Origin of the sequence: Pseudomonas sp. WS 5532, assembly GCF_012985445.1 — a bacterium.
GTDB lineage: Bacteria > Pseudomonadota > Gammaproteobacteria > Pseudomonadales > Pseudomonadaceae > Aquipseudomonas > Aquipseudomonas edaphica.
Window position 1 is genome coordinate 47,623 of sequence record NZ_JAAQWK010000003.1, and the last position, 18,624, is coordinate 66,246.

Genomic DNA, 18,624 nt, shown 5'->3' on the forward strand with positions numbered 1-18,624 from the left:
TTACCTTTAACCCTGAAAAGTCCCGCGCCTAAGGCTTCGGGCCACAAATGTTACGCCATCAACTGTCCTATCTGATCACTTTTATACAAAAAGTTGCGTGGGCCATTTATCTATTACTGATTGCAACAGCCCGCCGCTGGCGGCACTCTGTATGCATAACCAGTATTTGATCAGTGCGCGACATGGCCAATCCCCTCGACGATCCCTTGTATTACCTGCATAACTTCCGCCAAGTCCTGCTGTGGCTGGGGCAGCGTTATGCCGATTTGCTCGACCCGGATGAAATGCAGTTTATTCAGCAATTTGACAGGTTACCGCAGCCGTCCCAGGCGTTATTGGTGCGCATGGTGATGCGCAAGGGCGCGCATTTTCGTGCGAGCAAACTCAATTACCTCGAAATTGGCTGCACTCACGCGGCGGCGCTTGCACTGGTGCAGCAGGGCTGGGTGGCTCAGCAGAGCCAACTGGGTTTTGATGAGCTGTTCGCACTGCTGCAAAAAGGCGAAATCCTCGCCGCCTTCGCGCCGTGGATTGACCAGCCCAAAGGCAAGAAGGCCGACTGGCTGGAAGGGCTGGCGGCGCAGTTCACTGAGTCACGCAGCTTTGCCCAGTGGTGCCCCGAACTGAGCGACACGCTCTACAGCCTCACCGTGATGGACCTGTGCGACCGCCTGCGGCTGATGTTCTTCGGCAACCTGCACCAGGACTGGTCGGAGTTCGTGCTGGCTGACCTGGGCATCTACACCTACGAAAAAGTCGAGTTCTGCGCCGAATCCCGTGGCCTGCGCAGCCGTGACGATGTGCACGGTTTTCTGTTCCTGCACCAATGCCAGCAGGCCTTCGAAGCCGGCCAGGCGTTGGACGAGGTACTGGCGCAGATCGTGCTGCTTGCCACCGATAACCCGTGGCTGGAAAAACGTCGGGCCAAGTTACTGTTCCAGATCGGCCACTATTGCGAACGCAGTGCCGAGCTGGAATTGGCGGCGCAGATCTACCGTGATTGCACCTATCCCGGCGCGCGCTCGCGGTTGATTCGCGTGCTCGAACGCCAGGAGGATTACGCTCAAGCCATGGCCCTGGCGTGCGCGGCGCAGCAAGCACCGCAAAGCGCTGCCGAACAGCAACACCTGCTGCGCGTGCTGCCACGCCTGCGGCGCAAGCTCGGTGAACCGGCGCTGCCCAAGGTTAAGCCGCGTGAGGTCTCGCGCCTGGACCTGGCGCTGGTGCAGGCGCCGCTGATGTCGGTGGAATCCTGCGTGCAGGCGCACCTGAGCGCGCCCGATGCGCCGGTGCATTACGTCGAAAACGGGCTGATCAATTCGCTGTTCGGGCTGTTGTGCTGGGAGGCGATTTTCGCGCCGCTGCCAGGGTCGTTTTTCCACCCGTTCCAGCGCGGGCCGGTGGACCTGCACAGCGAAGACTTTCATCAACGTCGGGCTGTGTTGTTCGCCGCGTGCTTCGAACAGCTTACGGATGAGCGTTACAAAACCACCATCCGCCAGCGCTACGTGGACAAATGGGGCATCCAGTCGCCGTTCGTGTTCTGGAACCTGCTCAGCGAAGAGCTGCTGGAGCAAGCCCTGACGTGCCTGCCGGCCGAACACCTGCGTTACTGGTTTGAACGCCTGCTGCTGGATATCCGCGCCAACCGCGCCGGCATGCCGGACCTGATCCAGTTCTGGCCGGCGCAAAAGACCTACCGCATGATCGAAGTCAAAGGCCCTGGTGACCGACTGCAGGACAACCAGCTGCGCTGGCTGGAGTTCTGCGGCGAATACCAGATGCCGGTGACTGTCTGTTATGTGCGCTGGGCGCAAACCGCTTGAGCTACAGCGTTGCGGTGCGCGCGCTGTGCGAGTTCACGGCCAAGGTCGGCGACCTGGACCTGCGCTTTACGCCATCGCCCAGCGCCCAGGAAGGCATTATCGGCCATCGCACGGTGGCCTCACGACGCAGTGCCCATTACCAGAATGAAGTGGCCCTGGAAGGCGAATACCAGCAGCTCAAAGTGCGGGGCAGGGCAGACGGCTACGACCCGGACAGCAATCGCCTGGAAGAAGTCAAAACCTATCGCGGCGACCTCGACGCGCAACCCGCCAACCATCGCCAATTGCATTGGGCGCAGGTCAAGGTGTACGGCTGGCTGATGTGCCACAAACTCGGCCTGCAAGAGATCGACCTGGCGTTGGTGTACTTCGATATTGTTGGCGAAGGTGAAACCTTGCTGAACCAGCGCTTTCAAGCGGCCGACCTTGAGCAGTTCTTTAACCAGCAATGTGCGCTGTTCCTCGGCTGGGCACGCCAGGAAATGCAGCACCGCGCGGCGCGCAACGACGCCGCGCGGGCGCTGGCGTTTCCCCATGCGCAGTTTCGCACCGGCCAGCGTGCGTTGGCCGAGTCGGTCTACAAGGCCGTCAGCACGGGCCGCTGCCTGATGGCCCAGGCGCCTACCGGCATTGGCAAGACCGTCGGCACGATCTTCCCGCTGCTCAAGGCGTTGGCGCCGCAGCAGCTGGACAAGGTGTTCTTCCTCACCGCCAAGACGCCCGGGCGCAAGTTGGCCCTCGACGCCGCGCACGTGCTCTACACCAGCAGCCCCGATTTGCCGCTGCGCGTGCTCGAACTGGTGGCGCGTGACAAGGCCTGCGAGCACCTGGACAAAGCCTGTCACGGTGATTCCTGCCCGTTGGCCAAGGGCTTTTATGATCGCTTGCCGGCGGCACGCGTGGCGGCGTCCAAGGTGCGCCTGTTGGACCAGCGCAACCTGCGCGAGGTGGCGTTGGCCCATGACGTCTGCCCGTATTACCTGAGCCAGGAAATGGCGCGCTGGGCCGACCTGGTGGTCGCCGACTACAACTACTATTTCGACTTCGGCGCCATGCTGTTCGGCCTGGCCCAGTTGAACCAATGGCGCGCCGCCGTGCTGGTGGACGAAGCCCACAACCTGGTGGAGCGCGCCCGCTCGATGTACAGCGCCAGCCTTGATCAGTACAGCCTCAAGACCCTGCGCGACAGCGCGCCTGAGCCGTTGAAAAAACCGTTGCAGCGCCTGAACCGCGAATGGAATGCCGTGCACAAGGACCAAGTCGCACCGTACCAGGCCTACGCCAGCAAACCCGACAAGCTGCTGCAGGCCTTAAGCCTGTGCACCAGCGCCATGGGCGATTACTTCAACGACCACCCCGAGGCCCTCAGCGGCGACCTGCAAACCTTCTATTTCGAGGCGTTGCAGTTTGCCAAGGTGGCGGAGCTGTTCAATGAACACTTCATCTTCGATATCAGCCAGCGCCAGTTCGGCAAGCGCAGCGCCTCGACCCTGTGCCTGCGCAACGTGGTGCCCGCCGAATTCATCCGCCCCAGGCTGACCGCCGCCCGCAGCAGCGTGCTGTTCTCCGCCACCCTGAGCCCGCGCCACTATTACGCCGACTTGCTCGGATTGCCTGCCGATACTGCGTGGGTCGATGTGGAATCACCGTTCCAGGCCGAGCAACTGCAGGTGCGCATCGTCGATGCGATCTCCACGCGTTTTGTGCATCGCCAAGCCTCCTTGGCGCCGATTGTCGAGCTGATTGCCGAGCAATTTGCCACGCAACCGGGCAACTACCTGGCGTTTTTCTCAAGTTTTGATTACCTGCAACAAGTGGCGCAGTTGATGGCCGAGCGGCACCCGCAGATTGTGCTGTGGTTGCAGTCACGCGGCATGGCCGAAGCCGAACGCCAAGGGTTTCTGGACCAGTTCACCCAGCACAGCCGGGGCATTGGCTTTGCCGTGCTGGGTGGCGCGTTTGGCGAAGGCATCGATTTGCCCGGCACGCGCTTGATTGGCGCTTTTATCGCCACACTGGGCTTGCCGCAACTGAACCCGGTCAACGAGCAAATGAAAGCGCGCATGGGCGCGATTTTCGGCGCGGGCTATGACTACACCTATTTGTATCCGGGTATCCAGAAGGTCGTACAGGCGGCGGGACGGGTGATCCGCAGCCAGCAGGACCAAGGCGTGGTGATGTTGATCGATGACCGCTTTGGCGAAGCCCGTGTGCGGCAGTTGTTGCCGCGCTGGTGGGCGGTTGGGCGAGGCGCATAACTGGTATTGGGGTAACCGCGGCGTAGAGTTGCGCCATCACCCCAATAACGGTTATGCCTCCCACTCTTGCGATAGAGCAGCCCAGCCGAGGCCAAGACTTACCTAGATACCCACGCGCATCCCAGGCAAGCCAGCCCTCAAAGAGACCGCGTTATGCCTTCAAGGTACGGGTCATGCGCAACGCCAACACACTGCCGGCCACAATCACCGCCGCCAGCAGGTACAGCGCCATGTCCGTGGACCCGGTGGCATCCTTCACAAAGCCGACGATATACGGGCTCAAGAACCCTGCCATCTGCCCCATGGAGTTGATCAGCGCCAGGCCGCCAGCCGCTGCACCCGCGCTGAGCAGGGCAGTGGGTACTGGCCAGAACATCGGCAGGCCGGTAAGGGCACCCATGGTGGCGATGGTCAGGCCGAGAATCGCAAGCGCCGGGGTGGTGGCGAAGTTCACCGCAATCACCAAGCCAATCGCACCCATCAACATCGGCACCACCAAGTGCCAGCGACGTTCCTTGCGCAAGTCGGCGGAGCGGCCCACCAACAGCATGAACACGGCGGCCAGCAGGTACGGAATCGCACTCAGCCAGCCAATCACCAGGTTATCGCTGAAGCCCAGGTTCTTGATGATGGATGGCAGCCAGAAGTTGATGGCGTACACGCCGCTCTGGATACAGAAGTAGATCAGGCCGAACGCCCAGATCGCTGGGTTCTTGAACACTTCGCCGAGCGAATCGGTGGTGGTTTTCGGTTTGTTGGCCAAGTCCGTCGCCTGATCGGCTTCCAGCACTGCACGTTCATGGGGCGTGAGCCACTTGGCGTTGGCAAAGCTGTCGCTGAGCAGGAAGTAGGCGAGGGCGCCCAGGATCACCGTGGGAATGCCTTGCAGCAGGAACATCCACTGCCAGCCCGCAAGGCCGCCCTGGCCGGCGGCGAAGTGGTTGAGGATCCAGCCGGAAAATGGGCTGCCCAGCAGGCCGGACACCGGAATTGCCGACATGAACAACGCCATGATCCGCCCACGGCGAAAGGTCGGGAACCACTGCGAGAGGTACAGCACCACGCCGGGGAAGAACCCGGCTTCTGCGGCACCGGTCAACAGGCGCAAGCCGTAGAAGTGGCTGGGAGTGGTGACGAACAGCAGGCAGGTGGAAAGAGTGCCCCAGACGATCATCATCAGTGCAATCCAGCGCCGAGGGCCGAACCTGGTCAGCGCCAGGTTGCTCGGTACACCACACAGCACGTAGCCGATAAAGAAGATCCCGGCCCCCAGGCCGTACACGGTCTCGCTGAATTTCAACGCATCGAGCATCTGCAACTTGGCAAAGCCAACGTTCACCCGGTCCAGGTAGTTGAACAAGTAGCAGATAAAAATGAAGGGGATCAGGCGCAGGGTAATGCGCTTGTAGATGGCGTTTTTATCGTCATCGGTGGCCAGTGTGGCAGCGGCGCTCTGTGACATGGCAGTCTCTCTTTATTATGATTTTTCGCGATGCGAGGGTAACGTTGATCGCCCAAAGAGTCTCGGCCACCTTGCTGGGTGCTGTCTTTGTGCCCGCGCACAGTCAAGCAGGCTTTGCGCTGTGCCTCTGAACAACAGCATGAACAACAGCATGAACACCCCATGAACAACCGCGCCTTTCAAGGAACTTAGCCTCATGTTCGAGCTCGATCATGACCTGGCGCAGGATATCGTCAATCGCACCATGGCGATCCTGCCCTATAACGTCAACGTCATGGACAGCCAGGGGCTGATTCTGGGCAGTGGCGAGCCGGAGCGAATCAACACTCGCCATGAAGGTGCGCAGTTAGTGCTGGCCAATGGTCGCGTAGTGGAGATCGACGGCCAGACCGCCAAACACCTGAAGGGCGTGCAGCCCGGTATCAACTTGCCGTTGATGCACGACCAGCGCCTGATCGGCGTGCTGGGCATTACCGGCGAGCCGGCGTTGCTGCGCACCTACGCGCAACTGGTGCGCATGACCGCCGAAATGCTGGTGAGCCATCGCCATCAGCAAGCCGAGCAGCAATGGCGGCGCCAACGCTGTGATGACCTGCTGGCCTTGCTGCTGGCCGACAGCGGTAACTCGCCGCGCCTGGTGGATGAAGCCCAGCAGTTGGGGCTCAAGCCTCAGCTGGCCCGCACGCCCTACCTGTTCGAGTTGGGCGCAGGCCAATCGGCGGAGGCATTGAGTGCCTGGCTGACCAGCCGTTACCCGGACAGCTGGTGCGTGAGTTCCGCACAATTCTCGTTGTTGTGGTGCCGGCCTGCGTTGGCTCAAGTGGATAACCCAAGGCTGCTGGAAAAGCTTCAGGGTCTGGGCTGGAATATCTTGCGGGTCGCCGTCGGCGGGCAGGCCGATGGCCTCGCCGGGCTGCGTCGTTGTTACCGGCGTGTGGGGGATTTGCTGGCCTATGGTCGCGATATCCTGCCGCAATCGCAGCTGTTAACCCTCAATCGCTACCGCCTGCCGGTGATGCTCTGGCGTCATCGCAACGACGATGCCTTGGACGAACTGCTCAACCCCTTGCGCAAAGTCCTGGCCAAGGACACCAACGGCCAGCTGTTGGCTACTTTGCGCAGTTGGTGCGAACACGATGGTCAAAGCCAGGCCTGTGCCGATGCCCTGGGCATTCATCGCAACAGCCTGCGCTACCGCATGGAACGCATTGCCGAACTCAGCGGCGTCGACCCACTGACCCTCGACGGCATGCTTTCGTTGTACCTCGGCGTACAGCTATTGCCCCAGGCTTTGTCGCAATGAACAACAAACCTCACCCGTACTTGTGCATCGGACCGGCGTCATTGCCGATGGCAACTGGCAGCATGGGCGTTATAAAAACCGGAGAAAGCCCATGAAAATCATCATCGCCCCCGACTCATTCAAGGACAGCCTGAGTGCCGAAGGCGTAGCCCAGGCGATTGCCGACGGGCTCGCGCAGGTGTGGCCGGATGCACAGGTAGTCCAGTGCCCGATGGCCGACGGCGGTGAAGGCACGGTGGACTCGGTTCTCGCCGCCTGCCATGGCGAGCTGCGTCGCGAAACGGTGAGCGGGCCACTGGGCGAGGCGGTGGAGGCACGCTGGGGCTGGCTTGCCGACAGCCATACCGCGATGATCGAAATGGCCGAAGCCAGTGGCTTGCAACGTGTACCGACGGGCCAGCGTGATGCTTGCATCAGCAGCACATTCGGCACCGGCGAGCTGATCCGCGCCGCCCTGGATGCCGGTGCGCAGCGCATCATCCTGGCGATTGGCGGCAGCGCCACCAACGACGGCGGCGCGGGTGCGATGCAGGCGCTTGGCGTGCAGCTGCTTGACGCCCAAGGCCAGGCACTTGCACCGGGCGGGTTGGCTCTCGCAGGCCTGGCGCGGATCAGCCTGGAGCAACTGGACCCACGTTTGGCCCAGGTGCGTTTTGAAATCGCGGCCGACGTCAACAATCCACTGTGCGGGCCGCAGGGCGCCTCTGCCATTTTCGGCCCACAAAAAGGCGCCAACCCACAGCAAGTCGAACAGCTTGACGCAGCGCTTGGGCACTTTGCCGATCACTGCGCCCAGGTGCTGCCCAAAGACGTGCGCGATGAACCGGGCAGCGGCGCGGCAGGCGGTTTGGGGTTTGCCGCCAAGGCCTTTCTCGGCGCACAGTTTCGTGCGGGCGTGGAGGTGGTCGCCGAGCTGGTCGGCCTGGACTCGGCCGTGCGTGGTGCGGACCTGGTCATCACTGGCGAAGGCCGCTTCGACGCCCAGACCTTGCGCGGCAAAACACCTTTTGGTGTGGCACGGATTGCTCAACGTCATGGCGTGCCGGTCATCGTGATTGCCGGCACCTTGGGCGAAGGCTATGAGCAAATGTACGCCCATGGTGTGGACGCCGCCTTCGCCTTGCCATCAGGCCCGATGAGCCTGGAACAGGCCTGCAGCGAGGCGCCGCGTCTGTTGCGCGAGCGCGCGGCGGACATAGCGCGGGTATGGCGCACAGCGTTCAGCCAGCGCAGTTAACAAGCCAGCTCCCACCCTAGCCAGCATGCAACCTTGCCGCCTACACTGGCCGGCCACTTGTCTTTCATAGGATGAAACGCAATGCACACACCTGAACCCCATATCGTGATCCAGCGCTTTACCGAAGCCCACCTCGAAGGCGTCGCTGCGCTCTATAACGAACCGGCCGTGTGCCGTCAGGTGCTGCAAATGCCTTACCAATCGGTGGAGGCCTGGCGCAACAAGCTGGCGTTGGATAATGAGCGGCGGCTACAGCTGGTGGCGGTGCATGGCGGCGAGGTCATCGGCCAGCTTGGCCTGGAGCAGACCCTGCGGGTGCGGCGCAGCCATGTCGGCTCGTTCGGCATGGGCGTGGCCACGGCCTGGCAGGGCAAGGGTGTAGGTTCCAGGTTGTTGGCGGCCGCGCTGGACGTGGCGGACAACTGGATGAACCTGCACCGCGTGGAACTCACGGTGTACGCCGACAATCAAGCCGCGCAAGGCCTGTACCGAAAGTTCGGCTTCGAAGTCGAAGGCCTGTTGCGCGATTACGCTTTGCGTGATGGCAAGTTTGTCGACACCGTCAGCATGGCGCGCCTGCGCCAATCGGCCTAATCCGCCAGTGCAAACGCCACCGCAGCCTGCGCATGCAGCTCGGTGGTGTCCAGCAACGGCAGGTGGCTGTGTTGTGGCTTGATCAGCAGGCCGATTTCCGTACAGCCAAGAATGATCGCCTGGGCACCCTGTGCCGCCAATGACTCGATCACGCGTTGATAAACCTGGCGCGAAGCCTCGCTGATCACCCCGACACACAACTCCTCATAAATGATCCGGTGCACGGCCTCACGCTCGCGCGCGTCGGGCACGAGTACGGTCAAGCCCTGCGCGGCCAGACGGGCCTTGAGAAAGTCCTGTTCCATGGTGAACGCGGTGCCCAGCAAGCCGACCGTCAGGGTGCCGGCTTCGACCGCTGCCGCTCCCGCCGCATCGGCAATATGCAGGAACGGAATCGACACCGCCGCCTCGATACGCGGCGCCACCAAATGCATGGTGTTGGTACACAGCACCACACAGTCGGCGCCACCCGCTTGCAGGCGGCGCGCGGCGTCTTCAAGGATCAGCGCGGTGTCATCCCAGCGCCCGGCGTGCTGGGCTTGTTCCACCGGACCGAAGTCCACGCTGTACATCAACAGTTGCGCCGAGCGCAGCGACCCGAGCTGGTCGCGCACGCGCTGGTTGATGATGCGGTAATACTCGGCGCTGGACTCCCAGCTCATGCCGCCGATAAGGCCGATGGTGCGCATGCGATGCTCCGGAACAGAAATGTTGCCTCACCTTACCCACAGGCCACGGATTAGTCATACGCAGTTGCCGGCGAAATCACCGGTGCAGTTGCGCAGGCGTTAATCAAACGGTCAGCCGCCGCATCTGCCATGATCACCGCTCGCAACCTGGTTAACCCAAGGAAAATGGCAATGGACGATGTACAGCAACTGGGCGAGATGCTTCGTCATTACGCCGACAGCGAAGCGCATAAAAAACAGCAATTTGACCTGCAGTCAGCGCGCTGGGCACAAAAGCTCGGTGAGTTGTTCGGGCAGATCGAACAGTGGCTGGAACCGGTCAAGCGCGTTGGTTTGCTCGAGGTTCAGCGTGAAGCCTACGTCGCCAGCGGCCCGGGCCTGCCGGCCGAGAGTTCGACCTTCAAGACCGAAAAACTCACCGTGCATATCACCGGCAAGCCCGTGGAGTTTGTCCCGGAAGTGATGGGGGCCGGTGGTTTGATATCGGTGTCGGTGATGGGCCTTACCGCTGCTCGGCACGGCAGTGTGTCGCTGGTGCTGCCGGCCGATAAAAACGATTGGCTGTGGAAGAAAACCAATGGTTTGAAAGACCCGGACACCTTTGCCTTCGATGCCAACTTCCTGGCCACGCAACTGCAGAGCCTGATCCCGCGTGAGCGCGGCTGAAGGCTATTGGCTCGAGCCGGTCAAATGTGGGCGTGGAGCGCCGGCGTGATCGGGTAATCATTTTCGGGCGCGCAGGGCGAATTTCTTCGTTTTGCGCTTGATGAAACGTTTAATCAAACAAAAAAATGCACGCGCAAGCGCTTGCGTACGGAAATGCATCTGGCATAGAGTCGGGAACACTCGATTACAAAAATAATAAATCCAGGAGCTCATCCATGAGCCTTGAACTCTTGCTTGAGATGCAGGGCATCAGCAAAACCTTTAATGGTTTGCGCGTGCTCAAGAATGTCGGCCTGAAGGTTTACCCCGGTGAAATCCACGCCTTGATGGGTGAGAACGGCGCCGGTAAGTCAACCTTGATGAAAATCCTTTCCGGCGCTTACCAGGCCGACCCCGGCGGCGAAATCCGCATCGACGGCCAGCCCGTCGCCACCTTCGACCCCGCCACAGCCAAGACCCTCGGCATCGCCGTGATCTACCAGGAACTGAGCCTGTGCCCAAACCTAAGCGTGGCCGAGAACATCTACCTGGGCCGCGAACTGCGGCGTGGCTGGACCATCGACCGCAAAGGTATGCAGGAAGGTTGCATCGAAGTGTTGCAACGCCTGGGCGCCGAGTTCAAACCCGCCACGCCCGTCAGCAACCTGTCGATTGCCGAGCGCCAATTGGTTGAAATCGCCCGCGCCCTGCATGCCCACGCACGCATTCTGGTGATGGACGAGCCGACCACGCCGCTGTCATCGCGCGAAACCGACCGCCTGTTTGCCTTGATCAAACAACTGCGCAGCCAGGGCCTGGCGATCATCTATATCAGCCACCGCATGGCCGAGATCTACGAGTTGTCGGACCGGGTCTCGGTGCTGCGCGACGGCCAGTACATCGGCGAACTGACTCGCGATGCGCTGTCGGCCGAAGTGCTGGTGAAGATGATGGTCGGCCGCGATCTGTCAGGCTTCTACAAGAAGGAACACGCCCCGTACAACCCCGGCAACGTGGTGATGCGTGTGCGCGACATGGCCGACGGCAAACGCGTGCGCCAGTGCAGTTTTGACCTGCATGCCGGTGAAGTGCTGGGCATTGCCGGGCTGGTCGGGGCAGGGCGCACGGAACTGGCACGGCTGATCTTCGGCGCCGACCCGCGCACTTGCGGGACCCTGGAAGTGGTCGGCAAGACCGTCACCCAACTGCGAAACCCGGCGGATGCGATTCGCGCAGGTGTCGTCTACCTCACCGAAGACCGCAAGGCTCAAGGCCTGTTCCTGGACATGAGCGTGGCCGACAACATCAACGTGTGCGCCTGTGTGCCGGATGCGCATGCCGGTGGCGTGCTGGACCGTGGGCACGCGGCGCAACGTGCCAATGATGCGATCAAGTCACTGTCGATTCGCGTGGCGTCGGGCAAGGTCAATGTCGGCGCACTGTCCGGCGGCAATCAACAAAAGGTGCTGTTGGCGCGGCTGCTGGAGGTCAAGCCGCATGTGCTGATCCTCGACGAGCCGACTCGCGGCGTGGACATCGGCTCCAAGTCCGAGATCTACCGCATCATCAATCAACTGGCGCTGGCCGGTGTGGGCATTGTGGTGATCTCCAGCGAGCTGCCGGAAATCATCGGCACCTGCGACCGTGTGCTGATCATGCGCGAAGGCCAGTTAGTGGCCGAAGTCGGCGGGGCTTCGGGCCACGTCATTTCCCAGGAACGAATTATCGACCTCGCCACTGGTGGCGATCAGGTGGCTGCCCATGGCTGATTCAATGATTGCAACAACTGGCAAGGCCGAACGCGTGCGTGAGCTGATGCGCACCGTCGGCATGCTGCCCGTGCTGGTCTTGCTGCTGGTGGGCTTTGCCCTGGCCAGCGAAAACTTCCTCACGGTGCAGAACCTGTCGATCATCACCCAGCAAGCCTCGGTGAATGTGGTGTTGGCGGCGGGCATGACCTTTGTGATCCTGACGGCGGGTATTGACCTGTCGGTGGGCGCGATTCTGGCGGCGTCTGCAGTGGTGGCCTTGCAGGCATCGATGTCGCCGCAGTTCGGCATGTTCGGGATTGCGGCGGGCATTGGTTTTGGCCTGTTGCTGGGCTTGGTCAACGGCGGGCTGATCGCTTTCATGCGGCTGCCGCCGTTTATCGTCACCCTGGGGGCGCTGACCGCCATGCGTGGCCTGGCGCGGTTATTGGCCGATGACAAGACCGTGTTCAACCCCGACCTGCCGTTTGCGTTTATCGGCAATGACTCCGTGCTCGGCGTGCCGTGGCTGGTGATCATCGCCGTGGCTGTGGTGCTGCTGTCCTGGTTCATATTGCGCCGCACCGTGATGGGTGTGCAGATCTATTCGGTGGGCGGCAACCCGGAGGCGGCGCGGCTGTCGGGCATCAAGGTGTGGAAAGTGCTGCTGTTTGTGTATGCCATGTCCGGCGCTTTGGCCGGGCTTGGCGCCGTGATGAGCGCCTCGCGCCTGTTCGCCGCCAACGGCCTGCAACTGGGGCAATCCTATGAGCTGGATGCCATTGCGGCGGTGATCCTGGGTGGCACCAGTTTTACCGGCGGCGTGGGCACCATCGGTGGCACGCTGATCGGCGCACTGATTATCGCGGTACTCACCAACGGCCTGGTGCTGCTGGGGGTATCGGATATCTGGCAGTACATCATCAAGGGCATCGTGATCATCGGCGCGGTGGCGCTGGATCGCTATCGCCAGTCCGGCGCACGAACCTGATTCACCTCAACAACAATCCCAAGAGAGACCGGTATGAACTTCAAACGTATCTTTCCCGTTATGGCCTTGGCTGCCCTGATGTCCCATGGCGTCGAAGCCCGCGAACTCAAAGCCCTGGGCATCAGCATGGGCTCGCTCGGCAACCCGTATTTCGTGACCCTGGCCGACGGCGCCACTGCGCGGGCCAAAGAGCTGAACCCTGCTGTGAAGGTCACCTCGGTGTCGGCCGACTATGACTTGAGCAAGCAGTTTTCCCAGATCGACAACTTCATCTCATCCAAGGTTGACCTGATCCTGCTTAATGCCGTCGACCCATCGGCCATGGCCTCGGCGATCAAGAAAGCCAGGGATGCCGGCATTGTGGTAGTGGCGGTGGATGTGGACGCCAAAGGCGTAAACGCCACGGTGCAAACCGACAATGTCGAAGCTGGCAAGCTGGCCTGCCAGTTCCTGGTGGACAAGCTGGCGGGCAAGGGCAATGTGATTATCCAGAACGGCCCGCAAGTGACCGCCGTGACCGACCGCGTCAAAGGCTGCAAGGCGGCATTGGCCGGTGCACCGGACATCAAGGTGCTGTCCGATGACCAGGACGGCAAAGGCTCACGCGAAGGTGGCTTGAATGTGATGCAGGGTTACCTCACGCGTTTCCCGAAAATCGACGGCTTGTTCGCGATCAATGACCCACAAGCCATCGGCAGCGACCTGGCGGCCAAACAGCTCAAGCGCAGCGGCATCATTATTACTTCGGTGGACGGTGCGCCGGATATCGAAAACGCGCTGAAGACCGACACCCAGATCCAGGCCTCTGCCAGCCAGGACCCTTGGGCCATGGCCCAGACTGCCGTCAACGTCGGCAATGACATTCTCAATGACAGAGCCCCGGCCGAAGCGGTTACCCTGCTCACGCCAAAACTGATCACCCGCGACAACGTTGCGACGTACAGCGGCTGGTCGAGTAAACATTGAGTTAAAGGGGAAAGCGTCGTGGTCACCATGGATGACGTGGCAAGCCGGGCCGGGGTGTCCACCTCGACCGTGTCCCACGTGTTGAACGGCACCCGCAAGGTCAGCCCGGCCACGGTGCAGGCGGTGCAGCGCGCGATTCAGGCGTTGGGCTATATCCCCAATACCCTGGCGCGCTCGCTGGCGCGTTCGAGCACCAATACCATTGGCGTGGCGATCTCGGCGCTGTCCAATCATTACTTCAGCGAAACCGTGCAAGCGATTGAAACCGAGTGCGTGCGCCACGGCTACATGATGCTGTTTGCCGACCCGCACGACGACCCGGAGCAGGAATTGCGGGTGGTCACGGCGCTGCATCACCGGCGGGTCGACGGGATTTTATTGGCGCCGTCGACCGGCTCCAGCGCGTTGGAATATCTGCAGGCCAACGAGATGCCGACGGTGCTGGTGGACCGCATGATGAGCGAGCAGTTTGATCAGGTTGGGGTGGAGAACACCCAGTCCACCCAGGCGCTGGTCGCACACTTGATTGAACATGGGCACCGGCGCATCGGCTTTATTGCCGGGCGCGAAGGGCTGAGCACTACCGATGAACGCGTGGCCGGTTACCGTGCGGCTTTACAAGCAGCGGGGCTGGTGTTCGACCCACAGTTACTGGTCAACGGTGGTTCCAACAGCGAGCCTGCGCGACAAGCAACCGCGCAGTTGTTGGCGTTACCGGTGCCACCCACGGCAATCATGGCCGGCAATAACCTGATGACGCTCGGCGCCATGCACGCCCTGCGTGATGCACGCATTGAGGTGCCCGGCCAGATGGGCCTGGTGGGGTTTGATGATTTTGACTGGGCGGATTTCTTCGTGCCACGCCTGACTTTGATCGCCCAGCCGGTCAAGGAACTGGGCGCCCGCGCGGTGCATATGCTGCTGCAACGCATGGCCACGCCCGGCGCACCCACCCAAAGCGTGCGCCTGGCGCCGAGCCTGCAACGGCGTGACTCCTGTGGCTGTATTGAAGTGGAATAACTGACGTATGCGCAACCCTGTTTCCCTCGGCATTGACCTCGGCACGTCAGAGCTCAAGGCGATTTTGATGGACGTCGACGGCAGCGTGCTGGCCCACGTCGGTGTGCGCCTTGGCGTTTCACGGCGCCACAGCGGCTGGTCCGAACAGGCCCCCGAAGACTGGTGGCAAGCCTGTTTGCAAGCGCTGGCGCAGCTGCGCGAGCATGCGGCGTTTGCCCGTGTGGCGTGCATCGGCCTGTCCGGGCAGATGCATGGCGCGGTATTGCTGGGCAAATATGACCGCGTGTTGTACCCGGCCATCCTGTGGGATGACGCGCGCGCGGTGGCCCAGGCCGCGCAACTGGGTAGCGGGTTTGCCGAAACCACCGGCAGCCTGCCAATGGCCGGGCTGACGGCGCCCAAACTGCTGTGGCTGCAACAGCATGAACCCGAGGTATTCAAGGCGATTGAGTGTGTGCTGTCGCCCAAGGATTACCTGCGGTTACGCCTGACAGGCGAGCGCATCAGCGATATGTCGGATGCCGCCGGCACCCTGTGGCTGGACGTCGCGCAGCGCGAATGGTTTGCGCCGATGCTCCACGCCACCGGCCTGACGTTGGCACACATGCCCCGGCTGGTGGAAGGCGGTGCGGCGAGCGGTGTACTGAATGTAAGCGGGTTGGGCCTGTTGCCCGAGGTGGTGATTGCCGGTGGTGGTGGCGATAACCCGGTGGCGGCGGTCGGCATCGGTGCGGTCAATGCCGGTGACGGCTTTATCACCTTGGGCACCAGCGCGGCTATCGTCGCCATCACCGACCACGCCGCCGGCAACCCGGCCAGTGCCGTGCACAGTTTCTGCCACGCCTTGCCCAACCGCTGGTACACCATGGGCGCCATGCTCGCCGGGGCCAGTTGCTTGCGCTGGGTGACGCGCTTGACCGGCCAGCCGGATGAACAAACATTGCTGGATCAGGTGCAGGCGCAGTTGCCCATCGAGCAGCCGGTGCCGCTGTCGACGCCGTTGTTTCTGCCGTACCTGGCCGGTGAACGCACGCCGCACAACGACCCGTTATTGCGCGGTGGGTTTATGAACCTGGGGCATGACTGCACCCCGGCGATGCTCGGTTATGCGGTGATGGAGGGCGTAGGTTTCGGCTTGCTCGATGCGCTGCGTGCGGTGCAATCGACCGGTGCCGACGTGACCGCCTGCGCCTTGGTCGGCGGCGGGGCCCGGAGTGCGTATTGGGCGCAGTTGCTGGCCAATATCCTCCAGCGGGAGATCTTCACGCTGCACGGCAGTGAATTGAGCGCGTCTGTGGGGGCGGCGAAGCTGGGGTTTATGGCGATTGGCATAGACCTGTTGGCGGCAGGGATGAGGGTGAAAATGCGCTACATCCCGGATACCCGGCAACAAATGACGCTGAAGGCCCGATACTGCAAATTCCAAGGCTTGCTGACTGCTGCAAAAGCGTTGCACGACTAACACGACGAACACAGCTCTTGTGGCGAGCAGGCTTGCCCTGCGCTGGGGCGCGAAGCGGCCCCTATACCTGACGATGCAATACACCTGGAAATACGCGGTGACTGTTTTGGGGCTGCTGCGCAGCCCAACGCAGGGCAAGCCTGCTCGCCACAACAAGCCTGCTCGCCACAGGGAGCCTGTTTGCTAGAACAGGTCGGTGCATCCAGTAAGCTTTTTATAACCAGGCCGCATCCCATAACGGATAATCGCCAATGTGTTCCACCAGCCCGGCTCTTAGCGGGTTAGCAATGATATAGCGGGCCATTTTCAGAACATCTTCATCGGCTCGAACGGCGCGGTCATGGTAACCACGCTGCCAGAATCTTTCTCGACTGCCTCGGGCTCGATTGATGCTGAGTGTGCTGCGCGACTTGGTCTGGCGCATCACATCGCGCAGAGTTGAGTTGTTCAGGTCGAACAACCAATGAAAATGATCCGGCATCACCACCCACGCCAGTGAGTTGACCTGGCCCGCTTCGTGAGTTCGTTTAAATTCTGCGACCAACAAACGGCCTAGCTGGAAATCCCGAAACAAGGGCAGACGCTGATGTACCACGGCAGTGACCAAATAAGCACGACCGGTTTCTGAATAGCGGCCACGACGTAACAGATGGGAGTTGGGTTGAGGAGACACGCCGTTGTTCCTTGCATGAATAAGAGACTTTGACGCTAGCAGCGCAATTGGCCCAGCCCGGGAGACTTGCGTGTCCCGATATTTCTACCCCCATCCCCCTGTGTTGAATTGGCGTGTTGTGGCGAGCAGGCTTGCCCTGCGTTGGGGCGCGAAGCGGCCCCTGCATCTGACGATGCAATACACCTGGAAATACGCGGTGACTGTTTTAGGGCTGCTGCGCAGCCCAACGCAGGGCAAGCCTGCTCGCCACGGGAAGCCTGTTTGCAATACTCAGTGGGTGTTATCCACCAGCTCGCGCAGTACGGTCAGCAACGATGTTTCCCCCTTAAGCACCTGCTCATGCTCAAAACAGATCCAGCCTTCATTGAACCCATCGACCATGCGCATACGTGGCAGTGGGTTCTGAGCGCCCTGGGCGCGCAACAAGGCTTCCCAGGTGTCACGCGCCACCCCTTCAGCGTGCACGTCGCGGCCGAGCACCTGTGACAAGCCTTGGGCGATGTCGTTGGGGCTGACCCATTGGCCTTCCAGTTCAACCACCCGATGGCCGGCCCACGCCTGTTGCAGCAACTGCGCGGCGAGGGTGCCGATATCCGCCGTGGCGATCATCGGCACCGACTTGTCCAGAGGTTGCAGAAAGCTGTGGATCACGCCGGTTTCACGCGCGGTGATCACGTCGTACAGCGCATTTTCCATAAACCACGCGGGGCGCAGGAAGGTGACCGGGAGGTCCAGTGCGCTCAGGGCCTGTTCCATCAGGGTACGCTGGGTCAGCAAGTTGACCTCAGTAGCCTGGGCACCGATGGTCGAGAGGCACAGCACCTTGTTCGGCGCAGCTGCCTGCAGCGCTTGGCTGACTGCGGCAATCACCGCACGGGCTTCGGGAAAACCCGGCTGCGGATCAAACCCGGGAGGCGGCAGGATAAACACGCCGGTTGCGCCCATGAACGCTTCGGTTAATGCCTGTGCGTCGTCCATCTGCGCAAACACTACTTCGCAACCTTGATCGGCCCAAAAAGCTGCTTTGCCCGCATCGCGAATCACCGCGCGCACCGGCTGGCCAGCTTTGATGAGGTTACGCGCGAGTGCGCCGCCGACTTTGCCGGTAATACCCGTAATCACATACATGAGCTTTATACCTGTGGTTTCCATTGAGTGGAGCCCAGCATAAAGATCGGCCAGTGATGACAGAATAGCGACTGCGTCACTGCTTTAATGACGCAAAATCACTAATCGGCGAGAGGCGGCAAACGGCGTTTTACCGGGGTTTTCTTGACGATGGCCGTGTTGGTTTCGGCATACACGTTAAGGCGGTCGAGCAGGCTGTCGAGCTGGTCCATGGTGCGCACATGCAAGCGTGCGATAAAGCAGTCGTCGCCGGTGACCTTGTCACACTCGGTGAATTCGGGGATTGCCTGGATCTGGCGCTCCACCTCCTGCAACTTGCCGGGCAGGGGGCGGATACGCACGATGGCTTGCAGCAGGTAGCCGAAGTGTTTGGGGTCAATATCTACCGTGTAGTGGGTGAGCACGCCGCGCTCTTCAAGGCGCCGCAAGCGCTCGCCGACACTGGGCGATGACAGCCCGGTAATGCCCGCCAAGGTCTTGAGCGACAGGCGCGAGTCGTCCATCAAGGCGCTGATCAGTTGCTGGTCGATGGTGTCAATCATGCTGCCTGCCTAATAACAAAAGGTGAATAAAGGGTTTTGCCTTTTTTAGTCGCTGGAGCCGCTGACCAGCAGATTGCCAT

At 61.4% G+C, this 18,624-nt stretch carries 16 protein-coding genes; 11 read left to right on the forward strand and 5 right to left on the reverse strand.

The window, feature by feature from the left end:
- Positions 1 to 182: 182 nt before the first annotated feature.
- A complete protein-coding gene (locus HBO23_RS06950) occupies positions 183 to 1,826 on the forward strand; it encodes a VRR-NUC domain-containing protein (RefSeq protein WP_170037157.1) in 1,644 nt (547 codons plus the stop codon).
- On the forward strand, positions 1,823 to 4,084 hold the full coding sequence (locus HBO23_RS06955) for an ATP-dependent DNA helicase (RefSeq protein ID WP_170037160.1): 2,262 nt from the start codon (positions 1,823 to 1,825) through the stop codon (positions 4,082 to 4,084). The genes HBO23_RS06950 and HBO23_RS06955 overlap by 4 nt, the downstream gene beginning before the upstream one ends.
- A gap of 151 nt (positions 4,085 to 4,235) precedes the next feature.
- On the opposite strand, the gene HBO23_RS06960 is transcribed toward HBO23_RS06955, so the two are convergent.
- On the reverse strand, positions 4,236 to 5,546 hold the full coding sequence (locus HBO23_RS06960; RefSeq protein WP_170037163.1) for an MFS transporter: 1,311 nt from the start codon (positions 5,544 to 5,546) through the stop codon (positions 4,236 to 4,238).
- 196 nt (positions 5,547 to 5,742) lie between these two features.
- Here HBO23_RS06960 and HBO23_RS06965 point away from each other — a divergent pair, with 196 nt between their 5' ends.
- The 3 genes from HBO23_RS06965 to HBO23_RS06975 all read left to right on the forward strand — a co-directional run bounded on the left by HBO23_RS06965 (position 5,743) and on the right by HBO23_RS06975 (position 8,680).
- Positions 5,743 to 6,849 (forward strand): sugar diacid recognition domain-containing protein, encoded by a 1,107-nt coding sequence (locus HBO23_RS06965; RefSeq protein ID WP_170037166.1) that lies wholly within the window; start codon positions 5,743 to 5,745, stop codon positions 6,847 to 6,849.
- Positions 6,850 to 6,940: 91 nt separating this feature from the next.
- Positions 6,941 to 8,086 (forward strand): glycerate kinase, encoded by a 1,146-nt coding sequence (locus HBO23_RS06970; RefSeq protein ID WP_170037169.1) that lies wholly within the window; start codon positions 6,941 to 6,943, stop codon positions 8,084 to 8,086.
- Positions 8,087 to 8,167: 81 nt separating this feature from the next.
- Complete coding sequence (locus tag HBO23_RS06975; RefSeq protein WP_017135604.1) at positions 8,168 to 8,680, forward strand: GNAT family N-acetyltransferase; 513 nt, start codon at positions 8,168 to 8,170, stop codon at positions 8,678 to 8,680.
- On the opposite strand, the gene HBO23_RS06980 is transcribed toward HBO23_RS06975, so the two are convergent.
- Entirely contained in the window at positions 8,677 to 9,369 is a 693-nt protein-coding gene (locus HBO23_RS06980) for an aspartate/glutamate racemase family protein (RefSeq protein WP_170037172.1), read from the reverse strand. The two genes, HBO23_RS06975 and HBO23_RS06980, sit on opposite strands and share 4 nt — an antisense overlap.
- Positions 9,370 to 9,540: 171 nt before the next feature.
- Here HBO23_RS06980 and HBO23_RS06985 point away from each other — a divergent pair, with 171 nt between their 5' ends.
- From HBO23_RS06985 to xylB, 6 genes are all read left to right on the forward strand, one after another.
- Entirely contained in the window at positions 9,541 to 10,035 is a 495-nt protein-coding gene (locus tag HBO23_RS06985; protein WP_169985987.1) for a hypothetical protein, read from the forward strand.
- 215 nt (positions 10,036 to 10,250) lie between these two features.
- On the forward strand, positions 10,251 to 11,783 hold the full coding sequence (locus tag HBO23_RS06990; protein ID WP_170037175.1) for a sugar ABC transporter ATP-binding protein: 1,533 nt from the start codon (positions 10,251 to 10,253) through the stop codon (positions 11,781 to 11,783).
- Positions 11,776 to 12,753 (forward strand): sugar ABC transporter permease, encoded by a 978-nt coding sequence (locus HBO23_RS06995; protein WP_017135608.1) that lies wholly within the window; start codon positions 11,776 to 11,778, stop codon positions 12,751 to 12,753. Before HBO23_RS06990 ends, HBO23_RS06995 begins: the two co-directional genes overlap by 8 nt.
- 33 nt (positions 12,754 to 12,786) lie before the next feature.
- On the forward strand, positions 12,787 to 13,719 hold the full coding sequence (locus tag HBO23_RS07000; RefSeq protein WP_170037178.1) for an ABC transporter substrate-binding protein: 933 nt from the start codon (positions 12,787 to 12,789) through the stop codon (positions 13,717 to 13,719).
- 18 nt (positions 13,720 to 13,737) lie between these two features.
- On the forward strand, positions 13,738 to 14,739 hold the full coding sequence (locus HBO23_RS07005; RefSeq protein ID WP_170037181.1) for a LacI family DNA-binding transcriptional regulator: 1,002 nt from the start codon (positions 13,738 to 13,740) through the stop codon (positions 14,737 to 14,739).
- Between the two features lie 7 nt (positions 14,740 to 14,746).
- Positions 14,747 to 16,201: a xylulokinase gene (gene xylB / locus HBO23_RS07010; protein ID WP_170037184.1), complete on the forward strand. Its 1,455-nt coding sequence runs from the start codon at positions 14,747 to 14,749 to the stop codon at positions 16,199 to 16,201.
- 214 nt (positions 16,202 to 16,415) lie between these two features.
- Here the strand turns inward: xylB and HBO23_RS07015 are convergent, their stop codons facing one another.
- The 3 genes from HBO23_RS07015 to HBO23_RS07025 all read right to left on the reverse strand — a co-directional run bounded on the left by HBO23_RS07015 (position 16,416) and on the right by HBO23_RS07025 (position 18,544).
- Complete coding sequence (locus HBO23_RS07015; protein ID WP_170037187.1) at positions 16,416 to 16,874, reverse strand: transposase; 459 nt, start codon at positions 16,872 to 16,874, stop codon at positions 16,416 to 16,418.
- Positions 16,875 to 17,144: 270 nt separating this feature from the next.
- Entirely contained in the window at positions 17,145 to 18,002 is an 858-nt protein-coding gene (locus HBO23_RS07020; RefSeq protein WP_170037190.1) for an NmrA family NAD(P)-binding protein, read from the reverse strand.
- 101 nt (positions 18,003 to 18,103) lie between these two features.
- Positions 18,104 to 18,544 (reverse strand): Lrp/AsnC family transcriptional regulator, encoded by a 441-nt coding sequence (locus tag HBO23_RS07025; protein ID WP_170037193.1) that lies wholly within the window; start codon positions 18,542 to 18,544, stop codon positions 18,104 to 18,106.
- Between the last annotated feature and the right edge of the window lie 80 nt (positions 18,545 to 18,624).

Bases quoted from the DNA above. Each gene is read 5' to 3' on its own strand.
- HBO23_RS06950 (WP_170037157.1), top strand. From the start codon at position 183: ATGGCCAATCCCCTCGACGATCCCTTGTATTACCTGCATAACTTCCGC.
- HBO23_RS06960 (WP_170037163.1), bottom strand. From the start codon at position 5,546: ATGTCACAGAGCGCCGCTGCCACACTGGCCACCGATGACGATAAAAAC.
- HBO23_RS06965 (WP_170037166.1), top strand. From the start codon at position 5,743: ATGTTCGAGCTCGATCATGACCTGGCGCAGGATATCGTCAATCGCACC.
- HBO23_RS06970 (WP_170037169.1), top strand. From the start codon at position 6,941: ATGAAAATCATCATCGCCCCCGACTCATTCAAGGACAGCCTGAGTGCC.
- HBO23_RS06975 (WP_017135604.1), top strand. From the start codon at position 8,168: ATGCACACACCTGAACCCCATATCGTGATCCAGCGCTTTACCGAAGCC.
- HBO23_RS06980 (WP_170037172.1), bottom strand. From the start codon at position 9,369: ATGCGCACCATCGGCCTTATCGGCGGCATGAGCTGGGAGTCCAGCGCC.
- HBO23_RS06985 (WP_169985987.1), top strand. From the start codon at position 9,541: ATGGACGATGTACAGCAACTGGGCGAGATGCTTCGTCATTACGCCGAC.
- HBO23_RS06990 (WP_170037175.1), top strand. From the start codon at position 10,251: ATGAGCCTTGAACTCTTGCTTGAGATGCAGGGCATCAGCAAAACCTTT.
- HBO23_RS06995 (WP_017135608.1), top strand. From the start codon at position 11,776: ATGGCTGATTCAATGATTGCAACAACTGGCAAGGCCGAACGCGTGCGT.
- HBO23_RS07000 (WP_170037178.1), top strand. From the start codon at position 12,787: ATGAACTTCAAACGTATCTTTCCCGTTATGGCCTTGGCTGCCCTGATG.
- xylB (WP_170037184.1), top strand. From the start codon at position 14,747: ATGCGCAACCCTGTTTCCCTCGGCATTGACCTCGGCACGTCAGAGCTC.
- HBO23_RS07020 (WP_170037190.1), bottom strand. From the start codon at position 18,002: ATGTATGTGATTACGGGTATTACCGGCAAAGTCGGCGGCGCACTCGCG.
- HBO23_RS07025 (WP_170037193.1), bottom strand. From the start codon at position 18,544: ATGATTGACACCATCGACCAGCAACTGATCAGCGCCTTGATGGACGAC.